The organism is Enterobacter sp. JBIWA003, assembly GCF_019968825.1.
Classification (GTDB): Bacteria; Pseudomonadota; Gammaproteobacteria; order Enterobacterales; family Enterobacteriaceae; genus Enterobacter; species Enterobacter quasiroggenkampii.
The window spans coordinates 1,517,258-1,533,226 of record NZ_CP074170.1 but is presented as its reverse complement, the minus strand read 5'-3'; the positions used below and the strand labels follow the sequence as shown (position 1 = coordinate 1,533,226).

Here is a 15,969-nt window from a genome sequence, read left to right as displayed (position 1 = left end):
CCACCGGGCTTTTTTTTAGCCGTCGATACCTTTGCTGCGCAGGTAATCTTCGTAGTTACCGGTGAAGTCCACCACGCGCTCTGGCGTAATTTCGATCACGCGGGTCGCCAGCGAGCTGACGAACTCACGGTCGTGAGAGACGAAGATCAGGGTGCCCTGGTACATCTCCAGCGCCATGTTCAGGGATTCGATCGATTCCATGTCCAGGTGGTTAGTCGGTTCATCCATCACCAGGATATTTGGTTTTTCCATCATCAGCTTGCCGAACAGCATGCGTCCCTTCTCACCACCGGAGAGCACTTTAGCTGGCTTTTTGATGTCGTCCTGGCTGAACAACAGACGACCCAGAATGCTGCGCACCGCCTGCTCGTCGTCGCCTTCCTGCTTCCACTGGCTCATCCAGTCAAAGACGGTCAGGTCATTTTCGAACTCGTACTCATGGTCCTGCGCGTAGTAACCAATTTGCGCGTTTTCGGACCATTTCACGGTGCCGTTGTCCGGCTGCAGTTCGCCGACCAGGGTTTTCAGCATGGTAGATTTACCCACGCCGTTGGCGCCCAGAATGGCAATCTTCTCGCCCACTTCCAGCAGCAGGTTGAAGTTTTTAAACAGCGGGCCTTCATCGAAGCCTTTGGTAAGGGCTTCCACTTCCAGCGCGTTACGGAACAGCTTCTTGTCCTGCTCGAAGCGGATGAACGGGTTCTGACGGCTGGAGGCTTTAACCTCTTCCAGCTTGATTTTATCAATCTGACGCGCACGCGAGGTTGCCTGACGCGATTTAGAGGCGTTAGCGCTGAAGCGGCTGACGAAGGACTGCAGGTCGGCAATCTGCGCTTTTTTCTTGGCGTTGTCCGCCAGCAGACGCTCGCGCGCCTGGGTGGCAGCCGTCATGTACTCGTCGTAGTTGCCCGGATAGACGCGCAGCTCGCCGTAGTCCAGATCCGCCATGTGCGTACAGACCATGTTCAGGAAGTGACGGTCGTGCGAAATGATGATCATAGTGCTGTCGCGATCGTTGAGCGTCTGCTCCAGCCAGCGGATGGTGTCGATGTCCAGGTTGTTCGTCGGTTCGTCGAGCAGCAGGATGTCCGGGTTAGAGAACAGCGCCTGAGCCAGCAGTACACGCAGCTTCCAGCCTGGCGCGACTTCGCTCATCGGGCCGTAATGCTGTTCAACCGGAATACCGACGCCCAGCAGCAGCTCGCCCGCGCGCGCTTCCGCAGAGTAACCGTCCATCTCGCCGTACTGCGTTTCCAGTTCGGCCACTTTATAGCCGTCTTCTTCGCTCATCTCGGCCAGCGCATAGATGCGATCGCGCTCCTGCTTCACTTCCCACAGCTCCGCGTGCCCCATGATCACGGTGTCGAGCACGGTGAACTCTTCGAAGGCGAACTGATCCTGACGCAGCTTACCGATGCGCTCGTTCGGATCGAGCGACACGTTGCCGAGGGTCGGCTCCAGATCGCCGCCGAGGATCTTCATAAAGGTGGATTTACCGCTACCGTTGGCACCAATCAGGCCGTAACGGTTGCCGCCGCCAAATTTGACGGAAATGTTTTCGAACAGCGGCTTACTGCCAAACTGCATAGTGACGTTGCTGGTAACTAACACGGGGAGATTCCTGCGAAAAGTGTGATAAACACGGCATTATGCCACAATTCCGAATTGAGATCCCGCGTTGCAACCATCCACTAAACTTTAACAAAATCGAAAAAAATGTGATTTCGTACACATCTGAATTCCCAGTGAGCGGGAATGCACATATAATGCGCTCCCATCACAGATTCAGACTTATCAACTCATCGCCAGAATGGCTTAGATACCTCGCACAACATGAACATGAAATTAACAGCGCTTTTTGCGGCGGCGTTAGCCGTAGTAGGTTTTTGTAAGACCGCGTCTGCGGTGACGTATCCCCTGCCGACCGACGGAAGCCGTCTGGTGGGTCAAAACCAGGTGGTGACGGTTCCTGAAGGTAACTCTCAGCCGCTGGAGTATTTCGCGGCGCAGTACCAGCTGGGTCTGTCTAACATGCTGGAAGCGAACCCGGGCGTTGACCCGTACCTGCCGAAAGCAGGTACCGTGCTGAATATCCCTCAGCAGCTGATCCTGCCGGATACCGTTCATGAAGGTATCGTAATTAACAGCGCCGAAATGCGTCTGTATTACTACCCGAAAGGCACCAACACCGTGATCGTGCTGCCAATCGGTATCGGCCAGCTGGGTAAAGACACCCCGCTGAACTGGACCACCAAAGTTGAACGTAAGAAAGCGGGCCCAACCTGGACGCCAACGGCTAAAATGCACGCGGAATACATCGCTGCGGGCGAACCGCTGCCAGCCGTTGTGCCAGCAGGCCCGGATAACCCGATGGGTCTGTATGCCCTGTACATTGGTCGTCTGTATGCGATTCACGGCACCAACGCCAACTTCGGTATCGGCCTGCGCGTGAGCCACGGCTGCGTGCGCCTGCGTAACGACGACATCAAGTTCCTGTTCGAAAACGTGCCGGTCGGTACGCGCGTGCAGTTCATCAACGAACCGGTGAAAGCGACGTCTGAGCCAGACGGCAGCCGCTACATCGAAGTGCACAACCCGCTGTCCACCAGCGAAGACCAGATCAACAACAACGAAGTCGTTCCTGTTACGCTGAACAGCGCGGTACAGGCGGTAACGTCTCAGCCAGACGTTGAAACGGCGATTGTTGACCAGGCCGTTCAGAACCGTTCCGGTATGCCGGTGCGTCTGAACTAATCACGTCACGCGCATTAAAAAAGCGGGCTTAGAGGCCCGCTTTTTTTTACCCGTTATTCACGATCACAATCCCGCCGTGGTCGTACCGATAGTGACAGTGGGCATACTCCAGCGGCGTGCCATCTTCCAGGTAAATGACCTGCTCCACCTCCAGCACCGGATCGGTTTCCTCGCAGACCAGATGCTCTCTGTCCAGCGCGCTGGGCTTAAGCGCCCGCACCACCCGATACGAGCCCATAATTTTCAGCCCCAGGGTCTCCTGAACGTACTGAAACACTGAACCTTCAAGATGGTTTTTCGTCAGGCCCGGCACCAGATTCATCGGCATCACCGTGGAATCCAGCGACATCGGTTCGCCGTTCAGCAAACGCAGGCGAATGAAGTCGTAGATCGGCGCATCGGCGTTAATCATCAGCGACGCCTGCTCTTTTTCGTTCGGGAAGCGCAGTTCGAAATGCACCACCTGGCTCGTAACCGTACCCAGATGCGCCCAGGTTTTGGTCGCGCCAAAGTAGTCGCTGCCGGAGAGATCCCACTGCGAAAGCTGGAGGAAATTTTTGCGGATGAACGTCCCCTGCCCCTGGCGGGTATAGACCAGCCCTTCGACGATCAGCTGGCGCATCGCCTGCTGGATGGTCATCCGGCTGGTGCTGAACTCCGCCGCCAGCGCAAACTGGTCCGGCAGCGGTTCATGGGCGGCGTACTGCTGGCTGATAATGCGTTTCTTGATTTCCCGCGCTATGGTGATGTACTTCGCCGCCATCATCCTTCCTTTCTGTTAGTTTTCTATCCCGCTGTTTTTCAAGGCCACTCGCTCGGCAATTTTGAGGAAAGGCAGGTAGAAGAATACACCAAATACGATGATTGCCAACTGCACCACCACCGCACGCCAGTCTCCCGCCGTGGCCAGCCAGGCACTGAGAATCGGCGGCGTGGTCCACGGGATCATCACCACGCAGCGCGACATGAATCCCAGCGTGGTACAGAGCCAGGCAAAGTAAATGCCTATCGCGGGCAGCAGCACGAATGGGATCATCAGCGGCAGGTTAAACACGATCGGCAGGCCAAAAATCACCGGCTCGTTGATATTAAACAGGCCCGGCGCCAGCGAGAGACGCGCCACCTGCTTCGCCGACTGCTGTCGGGAGAAGATAAAGATGGCGATCAGCAGCGAGATCGTGCTGCCCGTCCCGCCCACCATGCCAAAGGTCGGCACGAAGATGTTGTTGATGATGTGCGGAATGGGCTGGCCGTTGGCGAAGGCCAGCATGTTCTCGTTGGTATTGATCAGCAGGAACGGCTCCAGCACCACGCTGTTGACCACTGACTGATGAATGCCGAGCGTGAACAGGAAGTTGCCGAAGCTGTAGATGAAAATCGTCCCCGGCAGGCTGGTGTTGATCAGCCGCAGCGGCTGCTGGATGAAGGTCGTAATGAGATGGATCAGGTCCGTATGCAGCACGTTTGCCAGTATCGCCGCGAGCACCGCAAACAGCGAAAGCGTGAGAATGGTTGGGATCAGCGCGGTAAAGGATTTGCTCACCGCCGGGGGAACGTTTTCTCCGAGCGAAATGTGCAGCGCCTTCAACCGCGAGATGGCGATGAATACCTCCGTTGAAAGCAGCCCAATCAGCACCCCGGCGAAAATTCCGGTGGAGCCGATATTGGCGAAGGTCAACACCTGCGTCACGCTGACCGCAGCGTCGCTGCCGACGGGCGTAATCTGTAAGCGCATCGGCATCATAATGATAAAACTGCTGACGGCGATAACCACTGCCGAGACCGGATTGTCGAAATCTTTGTTGCGCGCCAGCGACCAGGCAATCATCGGCGCCAGCAGCAGCGCGGCGATATTCAGCGTGCCGTTGATAATCGCCTCGCCCCACACTTTGAAGTGTGCCAGCGTATCGCCATGAAAAATCCACGGAAACACCACGTTGTTCACCAGCACCGCCAGACCGGCGAGGATGAAAATGGGCATTACCGTGGCGAAGGCGTCGCGCAGGGAGCGCAGGTGCACCTGGTTTGCCAGGCGCGCCGAGAACTCGACAAACTTATCGACAAAGGACTGCATGTGCGGTGTGATTTTTGTTTCAGACATAGCGGCGTGTTCCCATCAATCAGTCACAAAAACGGCCCGGCAGCGTACGGCTTACATCTCGCGTCCGTTGGTATGGATAACCTGTTTTAACCACGCGTAGCTCTTCTTCGGCACGCGCCTGAGGTCTTTCAGGTCGTGGTTTTCCCGGTTGACATACACCACGCCGTAGCGCTTACGCATGTCGCCCTGGGAGCTAAGAATGTCGATTAACCCCCAGCCGAGGTAGCCAATGACCTCTGCCCCGTCCTCGAACATCGCCGCTTTCATCGCCTCGATGTGCGCCCGGTGGTAGTCGATGCGGTAGGTGTCCTCAATCGGGTTCACCCCGTCCCAGGACTCAATCACCCCAATGCCGTTTTCAATCGGGAACACCGGCAGGCGCCAGTCGTTGTAATAGCGGGTAATGATGGTGCGGAAGCCCAGCGGATCGATCTGCCAGTTCCACTCGGTGGCTTTCAGGTAGGGGTTATTTTTCTCGCCGTGAAGCAGGTAATAGTTCACCGGCGTGCCTTCCGGGATCGCATCGCTGTCCAGCGTTTTGCTGGCGTAGTAGCTGAAGGCCATATAGTCGTTTTGGGTGCGCGCCAGCAGCGCGAGATCGTCTGCACGGTAGATATCGCCAAAGCCCTCCTGCTCCACCACCGCCATCACCGCCGGGCTGTAGCCCTGCCCGGCAAAGACGCGCAGCAGGTTCTGGTTGAGGAATTCGTCATACTGCTGGGCGCAGAAGATATCGCGCGGTTTGCAGGTAGCCGGGTAGATCAGCTGGTGCGCCAGCATGCCGCCCATCAGCTGGCCCGGTTTCGTCTGGTGCAGGTATTCGGTCAGCGCCATGTGCGCCACCATCGTATGGTGCTGGAGCAGGTACAGCTCGCGAAGGGTTTTCTCGCCTTTCATATAGCCGGAAATGCGGAAAGCTTCCGGCATATGGAAAATATTCTGCTCGTTGAAGGTCAGCCAGTACTTCACGCGGTCGCCAAAGCAGTCGATCATCTTTTTGCCGTAGCGGATAAAGGCGTCCATCACGCGGCGGTCGATAAAGCCGTTGTACTCCTGCGCCAGCGCGAGCGGCATGTCGAAATGGTACAGGCAGATCATCGGCTCGATGCCGCGGGCGATCAGATCGTCAATAAAGCGGTCGTAAAATGCGATGCCTTCGTCGTTGAACGGGCCGTCGCCCTGCGGGCAGACGCGGCTCCAGGAGATCTGGAAGCGGTAGCAGTTCATGCCCAGATCCTGCATCAGATCGAAATCTTCCCGGTAGCGGTGGTAGGAGTCGGTCGCGACTTTCCAGTCGGAGACGTTCTCCCCGGCTTCACGAATGTCATACACCGACATCCCCTTCCCGCCCTCGTTCCAGGCCCCTTCCGTCTGCATGCTGGAGACCGAGTTGCCCCATAAAAAGTTGGCTGGCAGCTGATTCTTCATGTTCTCTCCCTATATGACTAGTCATTTAAAATTTCATGACTAGCCATATAGGCGAAGATGTAAAAACGATCAAAGAGGAGGATCGTTTTTTGTGAGCAATGCGGGAAAAAAGCCCCGGCAGGCGAAGCGCCAGCGGGGAAAAGAAAGGTTACTGCTGCGCGAGCTGATTACGGCGATACTCCCCCTGCCGCTCCAGCATCCAGCCAGGATATTCCCGCGGCAGCGCGCTCACCGCATCCAGCTGTTTAAGCTCGTCTTCGCTGAGACGGATCCCGGTGGCGGCAATGTTGTCGTCCAGCTGTTCAACGCGTTTCGCGCCAATGATGACGCTGGTCACCGCTTTCTGATGCAGCAGCCACGCCAGCGCGATTTGCGCGACGGAGACACCCTTGCTTTCGGCGATCATGCGCATCACGTCCACGCAGTCGAAGGCGCGATCTTTGTTCACCGGCGGGAAGTCAAACTCCAGACGACGGCCACCGGCTTCGCTCTGTCCGTCGCGGCCATATTTTCCGCTCAGCAGGCCACCTGCCAGCGGGCTCCAGACCATCAGCCCGACGCCTTCGCTCTGCATCATCGGCACCAGCTCGCGCTCAAGATCGCGTCCGGCGATGGTGTAATACGCCTGGAGGGATGCGAAACGCGCCAGCCCGAGACGCTCGGAAATGCCCAGCGCTTTGGCTATCTGCCACGCCGCCCAGTTCGAGACGCCGATATAGCGCACGTGACCGTGCTGCACCAGGTTATCCAGCGCATAGAGCGTCTCTTCAATCGGCGTGGCCGGGTCGAAGCCGTGCAGCTGATAGAGATCGATATGATCCAGCTGCAGGCGGCGCAGGCTCTCCTTCACGCTGCCGATGATGTGATAGCGCGAGCTGCCGCGCGAGTTCACCCCTGCCGTTCCGGTTTCGCCGAACACTTTGGTCGCGACGACCACGTTCTCGCGGGGGATTTTCAGGTTTTTCAGCGCCTGGCCGGTGATCTCCTCCGAACGCCCTTCCGAGTAAACGTCCGCGGTATCGATAAAGTTGATCCCGGCATCCAGCGCGCGGCCCACCAGCTGTTCTGCTTCACTTTGCTGGAGCTGACCAATCTTGCCCCACATGCCGCCTTCACCGCCGAAGGTCATGGTGCCGAGGCACAGTTCAGAAACGAACAGACCGGTGTTGCCCAGTTTTTGATAACGCATAAGATAATCCTCGCATGTCGTTTAAGGGGTACCCGATAGTTATACCCGCCCCTCAGCCATCGCGAATGTGGCGTTCCTGTCCGTTTCTTGCCCAATCCTCTGAAAATTTATCCGCGCGGGGCGTCGCCAAAGACGCTGTAGTCCGGTAATTGCACCTGCTGATACGGCTCCCAGCCGCCACCGAGCGCCTTGTAGAGCGCCACCAGATCGAGCGCGCTTTGCACCTGCGCCTGCGCGCGCTGCTGCTCGGCCTGGGCCAGCTGCCGCTGGGCGTCCAGCACGTCAATGAAGCTGGCGATCCCCTGACGATAGCTGTCGCTCGCCAGGTCAAAGGCGTTTTGCAGGGCGTCGATCGTTTTTGCGAGACCCGCTTCACGCTGCTGGTCTGTGCGATAGCTCACCAGCGCATTTTCGACATCGCCAAGCGCGGTGAGCACCGTCTGACGATAGTCCAGCACCGCCGCCCCCTGCTGCGCGCGCGCCACCTTCACGCTGGAGACCAGCCGACCGCCCTGGAAGATGGGAATGGAGACCTGCGGGCCAAAGCTGTAGAAGTGGCTGCTCCAGTCGGTCAGCCAGTTGGTTTCGCTGTTGCGCAGGCCAAACTGCCCGGAGAGGGTAAAGCTCGGGAACAGCTCCGCCACCGAGACGCCGATTTGCGCCGTGGCGGCATGAAGGTTCGCCTCCGCTTCACGCACGTCCGGACGGCGGCGTGCCAGCGTCGACGGAATGCCGGTCTGCACGATATCCGGCAGCGCAGGCATCGGCTGCACGCTTTGTAATTCCGCATCCAGCGCCCCCGGCGGCTTGCCCAGGAGGATTGCCAGGCCATTCATCGCCTGACGCGCCTGCGCCTGGTACTGCGGCAGCTGCGCCTCCAGGTTACCCAGCTGTGCACGCGCATTCTCCACGTCCATCTGCGGCGACAGCCCACCGCGCTGGCGGCTCTCGGTCAGATCCAGCGTCTGCTGCGCGCTTTTAATCTGGGTGTTCAGCGTGGCGATAACGCTCTGCGCCCCGCGCAGCTGGAGCCACGCGCGCGCCACTTCCGCCTCCAGCGACACCAGCGCGTCGTTACGCTGCTCGATAGCCGCTTTCTGCTGCGCTTCGGCGGCTTCCACCTGACGACGCACCTTACCCCACAGGTCAATTTCCCACTGGGCGTCGAAGCTGCCCTGGTAGAGGTTGATCGGCTGCGTCAGCGGTCCCAGCGCGCCCTTGAGAGCGGGATCGATGCTATCCACCTGGTCATACACGCCGCGGGATTTCAGCTCCCCTTCCAGCCCGAGCTGCTGGCGCGTCGCCTGCAGATTGCCGTTCACCGACGGGTAAAACGCCCCGCCCGCCTGGTTAATCTGTTCGCGCGCGCCTGCGATGCGCAGCACCGTCTGCTGCAGCGTCAGGTTCCCGGCAATGGCGCGTTCCACCAGGCTGTCGAGCTGTGGCGAGCCGAAGGTCTTCCACCAGCGCGGGTTGGTCGCCGCGGAGGTCGTCTGCGATTTTACCGCGCTGTCGCCCTTATCGTTCCAGTGCGTGACGGCAGGCGGCGCGGGCGGCTGATAGTCCGGCCCGACGGCGCAACCTGCCAGCAGCATCATTATCATCAGGGGGTGTAAACGTCTGTGTATCATCAATGTGCTCCTGCACTCCCCTCGCTCTTAACCGGCGAGAGCAACAAACAAAACGGAATCAGTAACAAGGCCACGGCGCTCAGGATGGTGAAGACGTCAATGTAGGCCAAAAAGCGCGACTGCTCGATCATGGTCTGGTACAGGCGTCCGGTGGCGATGCCGGTGGGGTCTCCCACCTGGGTCGTGAAGTTCTGGATCGCCTGGGCGCTTTCGCGTATCGCCTGCTGGAACTGCTCGTTAAACGGCGAGGCGTGGTACGCCAGATGCGCACTGTGCGCCTGGGACCGTTCAGTGATGGCCGCCGTCGACAGCGAGATCCCGACCGAGCCCGCGACGTTACGGAACATGGTGAACAGCGCTGCCGCATCGGCATTCAGCCGTCTTGGAATCGAAATAAAGGCAATGGTGGTCAGGGGCACAAACAGGAACCCCAGCCCCAGCGACTGGGCGCTGCGGAACAGCACCAGCGTCTCGAAGTCGATATCCGGGGTCAGCGTGCGCGACCAGAAGAACGACACCGCCAGACAGGTAAAGCCAAAGGCAATAATCCAGCGCGTCTGCACCACCGGCATCAGCTTCAGCACCAGCGGAATAGTCAGCACAATCAGCACCGCCCCGGGCGACAGCACCAGCCCGGACCAGGTGGCGGTATAGCCCAGGTCCTGCTGCGCCAGCTGCGGGATCACCACGGAACTGCCGTACAAAATCATCGCCATCCCCGCCATCAGCAGGCTGGAGATGGCAAAGTTGCGGTCCTTCATGCAGTGCAGATCCACCACCGGTTTTCTGGCATACACCAGCCAGTAAATGGCACCGATAATGCCGATAAGCGTTAACACCGCGAAGGTACGAATAAAGTTCGAGTAGAACCAGTCCTCATCTTCCCCCCGGTCAAGCATCACCTGCAGGCAGCCCAGCCCCAGGGCGATCAGGCCGATCCCCGTCCAGTCGATGGTCAGCTTCTCTTTTGACTTGCTCTCCCACGGCGGATCTTCCAGCAGCTGGTAGATCGCCAGCACCGTGACAATCCCCACCGGGATGTTGATAAAGAACACCCAGCGCCAGGAGTAGTTGTCGGTGATCCAGCCCCCCAGCGTCGGGCCGAGGACCGGTGCAACGATAATCGCGATGGACGAGAGCCCAAAGGCTTTGCCCCTGTCCTCCGGCTTGAAGTAGTCGAGCAGTACCGACTGCTGCGTGGGCTGTAGTCCGCCACCAAAAAAGCCCTGCATCACGCGGAACAGGATGATCTGCCACAGTTCGGTGGCGATCCCGCAGAGGAACGAGCAGACGGTGAACATGACGATGCAGATCAGGAAGAACTGCTTGCGGCCGAAGACGCGGCTCAGAAACGCCGAAATGGGCAGCACGATGCCGTTCGCGACCAGGTAGCTGGTTAACACCCAGGTGGATTCGTCATAGCTGGACGAGAGCGAACCTGCCACGTGAGGCAGCGCTACGTTGACGATAGTGGTGTCGAGGATCTCCATAAACACCGCCAGGGTGACGACAATCGCCACCGCCCACGGATTGCTGGCGGGCTTCCAGCTGTCGTGGCTGTGATCCGTCATTCCACCGTCACCTTCGGCGCAACCGACAGCCCCAGCGGCAGCGGTTTGTTCGGATCGAGCCCCTTATCAATCACGATTTTGACCGGCACGCGCTGCACAATTTTGACAAAGTTACCGGTGGCATTTTCTGCCGGGAAGGCGGAGAAGCGCGAGCCGCTGCCCTGCTGGATACTGTCAACATGGCCCTCAAGCGCCATATCCGGCCACGCGTCGACGGACACGGTGACCTTATCGCCGGGCTTCATGCGCTCAAGCTGGGACTCTTTGAAGTTCGCCACCACCCACACGTTCGGCGAAACCAGGGAGAACAGCGCCGTACCCGCCTGCACCAGCGTGCCGGGCTGCACGTTGCGTTTGGTGACAAACCCGTCGAACGGGGCGCGGACTTCGGTGTAAGAGAGGTTCAGATTGGCCGTTTCCAGCTGCGCTTTCGCCTGATCGACCTGACGCTCGCGCGCTTCAACGTTGGTTTCCTGCTGGCGGATTTGCAGCTGGACCTGCTCTGCCACCTCCAGCTGCGCCTGGGCGCTGGCCAGCCCCGCCTGCGCGCTGCGCAGCTGAGCGTTCGCGGAATCAATGCTTTGCTGGGTGGTTGCCCGCGGGTCGACGCCGCGCTGGCGACGGTACTCCGCCTGCGCGTTCGCCAGATCGGCCTGTGCTTTCAGCACCTGCGCTTTGGCTTCGTCACGCTGGGCGGGATACTGCACTTTTGAGAGCGCCAGCTGCGCCTGAGCCTGATGCAGCTGCGCGATGGCCAGCCCAAGCTGGGCCTGAGCCTGATCGCGCTGCGCGGTGGTATCCCGCGGATCGATAACCACCAGCAGATCGCCCTTTTTCACGCGCTGGTTATCGCGCACCCGCAGCTCGGTGACGTAGCCTGCCGTTTTCGGGGCAATCGTCACCACGTCGCCGTCGGTAAAGGCGTCGTCAGTCGTCTCTTCGTTACGGGTTAAAAACCACCAGACCAGCGCCACGACAACCATCACCACCACGACAATGCCGAGGATAATTAACGGTTTTTTGCCCGGGCGCTTACGCTCATTATTATTTTTGTCCTGCTCGTCAGCAGGCTTATTTTGATCTTCAGCCATAGTTCAGCAACGGTCCTGTCAGTGAGCGGCATCACACTATGCCGTTCACTAAAGCTAGGACGTTGCTATACGTTTGCCAGGAAAAACTGACAAATTGCGCACTATATGAGAAGGAATATTCCGAAACCGATCGCCGCGGCCCAAACCAGCATCGGTATCGACCAGAGATGGAAGCGCCACCAGATACGACGGTCGTTGGCCATGCGCAGGGCAATCAGGTTGGCCAGCGAGCCGGGCAACAGCCCAAACCCGCCGATATTCACCGCCCAGGCCAGCAGCGTGTCCGGCGGAACATAGTTGAGCAGCAGAATGGTGGACGGCACGTTGCTGATAAACTGCGACAGGCCAATCGCCGTCAGCCACAGTCCCGGCTGAGACAGCGTACTGACGCTGTGGAGCACGTTTTGCAGCACCGGAAGCTGGATAAGCAGATGCACATCAATAAACATCACCATAAAGACCAGCAGCAGCGTCCAGTCCACGCTGACCAGCACGCGCCGCGCGAGGACGACAAAGCCTGCGGCGACCAGCAGGACACCCGCCAGCTCATACTTCAGCTCGAGCGCGAACAGAAAGACGATATATAACCCGAGACAGCTCCAGACCAGACGCGGCTGCCACTGCGGGCCCGTGGTGCCGCTGTGGTATTGCAGTTTTTTATCCGGAAACGCAAACCAGCACACCACCAGCAGCGACAGCATCATCACCAGCGCCAGCGGCGCCATCTGCCAGGTAAAGGCGGCGAACGACAGCCCGGAACGTCCCCAGAGGAGGATATTTTGCGGGTTGCCGATAGGCGTTAACAGAGAACCGGCGTTAACGGCGAGCGCTTCAAAGATGATCAGCCGGCTGACCGGGATCTCGCAAAGCTTACGCAGCGTGAGCGTGAGGGGCACAATGATAAACAGCGCCACGTCGTTGGTCAGAAACGTCGACAGCACCGCGGCGGAAAACACCATAAACAGGGATAACCTGCGCTCGGTGGCAAAACGGCGCACCATTTTACGGCCCAGCACGTCAAAATAGCCGCTCAGCTCGACCCCTTTGGTGAGCATCATCAGGCCGCTCAGGGTAATGATGGTGCGCCAGTCAATAGCGGCGGGCCAGGCCTGCGGCGCAAACGGCACAAAGAGGCTTAACCCTGCGCCAATGAGTAATAAGAGATGGAAGAAACGATCGCGTGCCAGGGCCTGCAGTCCAGGGATTTTCATTCAGCGGAGGGACCATATTTAAGCGTAAACTCACGAAACTTCACCAGCGTCTCTTCGCTGACGTGGTGTTCCATTCCTTCCGCATCCCGGCGGGCAATCTCCGGGCTGACGCCCAGCACCAGTAAAAAATTCTCGACAAGCTGGTGGCGCTCGCGGCTCTCCTGCGCGAGTTTCTCCCCTTCTGGTGTCAGAAAGACCCCGCGCCAGGGGATCATTTCGATTAGGCCCACGGAGGCGAGACGTTTTAACATTTTTGCGACAGTTGGCTGCGATACCCCCAGCCTGGCGGCCATATCGACCTGACGCGCTTCCCCGACCTCACGAATCAGATCGGAAATGAGTTCAACATAATCATCAATCAGTTCACGCCGGTGCGCTTCACGGACCTGGCGAAAACCTTCGACATGCTCTTCAACATTCACCAGTTGCGTCGTTTTTTTAATGGTTGGCTTACCTGCGCGACGGTTCATTGTACTTCCTCAGTGGGATGACGCTTCCAGCGCCCGGTATCGAGAGCGCACATTGTAAACCATCCCTCCACAAGCACAAAAAATTAACGAAATAGCCATAGCTATACAATATAGCCTGTGCTATATCTGTATGTAATGCAGTCACCCTTCACGGATCGAAGGGATCAAAAATCAGGAGGTCTTATGAACGAATTCAAGAGGTGCATGACCGTGTTTACCCACTCACCCTTTAAAGTGCGCTTAATGCTGCTGAACATGCTGTGCGATATGTTTAACGGCAAACCGCATCAGGATGACAAACCTTCCCACTAAGCGGCGTCGCGGTACGCCGCTTCATTTTCCCGTCACATTTTCGCTGTAAACTGGCTTCCAGCCGCCCTATTCCCGATCTTTTTTACGGATTTGCAATCCCCTTCGCAAAACATCTGCTTAGCAACTGTTGATATTATTTAGCGCTCGCACTATCTTCTTGCAGCCCTGCACAATTTGCGGCTCGCTGAAGCGGACCCTCATTCCCTCTCCACGCACTGTCAGGCAGGTTATGACCCTTGACGCCAGGGTGAGCACATGGCGTTTTCATCCATGATAGTGACCTATGAATTTAACCCTGATAGATACCGTTGTGACCCGCAGCCGGGCCTTAAGCCCGTGGACGGGGTTTTACTTTTTGCAGTCATTACTGATTAACTTTGCGCTCGGTTATCCCTTTAGTCTGCTCTACGCGGTGGCCTTCACCTGCATTCTGCATGTGCTGTGGCGAGCCGCGCCGCGCGCGCAAAAAGCATTAATCGGCATCTGTTCGCTGGTTGCGGCACTCTATTTTCCGTTTGGTCAGGCGTACGGCTCGCCAAACTTTAATACCCTGCTGGCGCTGCACTCGACCAATATGGAAGAGTCGACGGAGATCCTGACGATCTTCCCGTGGTACAGCTACGTGGTCGGGCTCTTTATCTTCGCGTTGGGCGTTATCGCCATCCGTCGTCAGCCGGGCGAGAAAAAATCCTGGGGTAAGATCGACATACTCTGTCTGGTATTCAGCGTTGCCGTGGCGTTTGTCGCCCCCATCCAGAATATTCCCTGGGACGGTAAGCTAAGACTTATTAACATCGGCTATCCGGTTTTCCGCTTCGTGAAAGACGTCGTTGTAAATAATAAAGAGGTTCTCGACGAACAGGCCCGCATGGCTGAACTTTCCAATATGAAAGACACCTGGAACGTGCTGGCCGTTAAGCCGAAATATCACACCTATGTGGTGGTGATTGGCGAAAGCGCGCGTCGCGATGCAATGGGGGCGTTTGGCGGCCACTGGGATAACACCCCATTTGCCAGTTCGGTCAAAGGCACCCTGTTTACCGATTATGTCGCGGCCAGCGGCTCAACGCAGAAATCGCTCGGCCTGACCCTTAACCGGGTGGTGGATGGCAAACCGCAGTATCAGGATAATTTCGTCACCCTGGCAAACCGCGCAGGTTTTCAGACGTGGTGGTTCTCGAATCAGGGGCAAATTGGCGAATACGATACGGCCATCGCCAGCATCGCCAAACGGGCTGACGAAGTGCAGTTCCTGAAAAACGGCGATTTTGAAGCCGACAAAAATACCAAAGACGAAGCGCTGCTGAAAATGACGGCGCAGGTCTTCGCCACCCCGCGCACCCAGCCTCAGCTGATCGTCCTGCATCTGATGGGGTCGCACCCGCAGGCCTGCGATCGGACCGGCGGGAAGTACGCGGAGTTCGTGCAGTCCAAAGAGACCTCCTGCTATCTCTACACCATGACGCAAACCGACGACCTGCTGAGCAAGCTCTACGATCAGCTGCGCAATACGGGCGACAGCTTCTCCCTGGTCTATTTCTCGGATCACGGACTGGCGTTTAAGGAGCGCGGGAAAGAGGTGCAGTACCTGGCGCACGATGACAAGTTCCAGCAGAACTTCCAGGTGCCGTTTATGGTGCTGTCGAGTGACGATAAAACGCATCGCGTTATTAAAGCGCGTCGTTCAGCGAATGATTTCCTGCAGTTTTTCTCGCAGTGGACGGGGATTACCGCCGGGCAGATAAAAAACGCTTACCCGTTTGTCTCTAACAAGAAAGCTCCCCAAGTGTACGTTACCAACTTCAAGTTACAGAAAGTTGACTACAACCATCTGGGTACGGATATTTTTGATATTAAGAGTAAGTAGCGGTCTGATGCCCTCACCCTGGTCCTCTCCTACAGGGCTGAGGGATCCACCAGTAATTTTTACTTGAAGCGATGAACATTGCTATGCAAAATTAATGACTTACAGCGACGCCCTGGTCCGGCTGTAAATCGCCGAAGCGTTTCCGTAAGGCCGGGGCGAGGCGCAGGGATGCGCCGAGAGGGCGTGGCCTGCAGGGATGCAGGCTCATGCCCGACCCGATAGCCTGAAGGAATAAGCTGAGGGCACCGCGAAGCGGCGATTTACCGCCGGGAGCCCGGGTCGTCAGGGCGGCGGCGATTGAGCCGCCCTGGCACGTTCACAGGTCATGCTGTTACAGAGTAGCA

13 protein-coding genes are annotated in these 15,969 nt (G+C 57.9%); 3 read left to right on the top strand and 10 right to left on the bottom strand.

What is annotated here, in order from left to right; genetic code table 11:
• Nucleotides 1–15: 15 nt before the first annotated feature.
• The gene (locus tag KGP25_RS07295) at nt 16–1,611 is read right to left on the bottom strand and encodes an ABC-F family ATPase (protein WP_032656351.1); all 1,596 of its coding nucleotides are present in this window, start codon (nt 1,609–1,611) and stop codon (nt 16–18) included.
• 222 nt (nt 1,612–1,833) lie between these two features.
• Here KGP25_RS07295 and ldtB point away from each other — a divergent pair, with 222 nt between their 5' ends.
• On the top strand, nt 1,834–2,754 hold the full coding sequence (gene ldtB / locus KGP25_RS07290; RefSeq protein WP_032649383.1) for a L,D-transpeptidase: 921 nt from the start codon (nt 1,834–1,836) through the stop codon (nt 2,752–2,754).
• Nucleotides 2,755–2,800: 46 nt separating this feature from the next.
• On the opposite strand, the gene KGP25_RS07285 is transcribed toward ldtB, so the two are convergent.
• The 9 genes from KGP25_RS07285 to mntR form a co-directional block, all read right to left on the bottom strand.
• The gene (locus KGP25_RS07285) at nt 2,801–3,517 is read right to left on the bottom strand and encodes a GntR family transcriptional regulator (protein ID WP_045909415.1); all 717 of its coding nucleotides are present in this window, start codon (nt 3,515–3,517) and stop codon (nt 2,801–2,803) included.
• A gap of 15 nt (nt 3,518–3,532) precedes the next feature.
• Nucleotides 3,533–4,855: a PTS transporter subunit EIIC gene (locus tag KGP25_RS07280; RefSeq protein WP_063621239.1), complete on the bottom strand. Its 1,323-nt coding sequence runs from the start codon at nt 4,853–4,855 to the stop codon at nt 3,533–3,535.
• Between the two features lie 51 nt (nt 4,856–4,906).
• On the bottom strand, nt 4,907–6,283 hold the full coding sequence (locus KGP25_RS07275) for a glycoside hydrolase family 1 protein (RefSeq protein ID WP_223540176.1): 1,377 nt from the start codon (nt 6,281–6,283) through the stop codon (nt 4,907–4,909).
• Nucleotides 6,284–6,431: 148 nt separating this feature from the next.
• Nucleotides 6,432–7,472, bottom strand: a complete 1,041-nt coding sequence (locus KGP25_RS07270; RefSeq protein ID WP_223540175.1) for an aldo/keto reductase — start codon at nt 7,470–7,472, stop codon at nt 6,432–6,434.
• A gap of 107 nt (nt 7,473–7,579) precedes the next feature.
• Nucleotides 7,580–9,103 carry an efflux transporter outer membrane subunit gene (locus KGP25_RS07265; RefSeq protein WP_223540174.1) on the bottom strand — a complete coding sequence of 508 codons (1,524 nt, stop codon included), beginning with the start codon at nt 9,101–9,103 and terminating at the stop codon, nt 7,580–7,582.
• Nucleotides 9,103–10,674, bottom strand: a complete 1,572-nt coding sequence (locus KGP25_RS07260; RefSeq protein ID WP_048027030.1) for a DHA2 family efflux MFS transporter permease subunit — start codon at nt 10,672–10,674, stop codon at nt 9,103–9,105. The genes KGP25_RS07265 and KGP25_RS07260 overlap by 1 nt, the downstream gene beginning before the upstream one ends.
• Nucleotides 10,671–11,765: an HlyD family secretion protein gene (locus KGP25_RS07255; protein ID WP_048222160.1), complete on the bottom strand. Its 1,095-nt coding sequence runs from the start codon at nt 11,763–11,765 to the stop codon at nt 10,671–10,673. Before KGP25_RS07255 ends, KGP25_RS07260 begins: the two co-directional genes overlap by 4 nt.
• A 101-nt stretch (nt 11,766–11,866) precedes the next feature.
• Nucleotides 11,867–12,976, bottom strand: coding sequence for an anion transporter (locus KGP25_RS07250; protein ID WP_048222158.1), 1,110 nt, complete (start codon nt 12,974–12,976; stop codon nt 11,867–11,869).
• Entirely contained in the window at nt 12,973–13,446 is a 474-nt protein-coding gene (gene mntR / locus KGP25_RS07245) for a manganese-binding transcriptional regulator MntR (RefSeq protein ID WP_008501176.1), read from the bottom strand. The genes KGP25_RS07250 and mntR overlap by 4 nt, the downstream gene beginning before the upstream one ends.
• 183 nt (nt 13,447–13,629) lie before the next feature.
• Between mntR and mntS the strand changes: the two genes are divergently transcribed.
• Complete coding sequence (gene mntS, locus KGP25_RS07240; protein WP_008501175.1) at nt 13,630–13,758, top strand: manganase accumulation protein MntS; 129 nt, start codon at nt 13,630–13,632, stop codon at nt 13,756–13,758.
• Between the two features lie 283 nt (nt 13,759–14,041).
• Complete coding sequence (locus tag KGP25_RS07235; RefSeq protein ID WP_063621229.1) at nt 14,042–15,625, top strand: phosphoethanolamine transferase; 1,584 nt, start codon at nt 14,042–14,044, stop codon at nt 15,623–15,625.
• Nucleotides 15,626–15,969 lie beyond the last annotated feature (344 nt).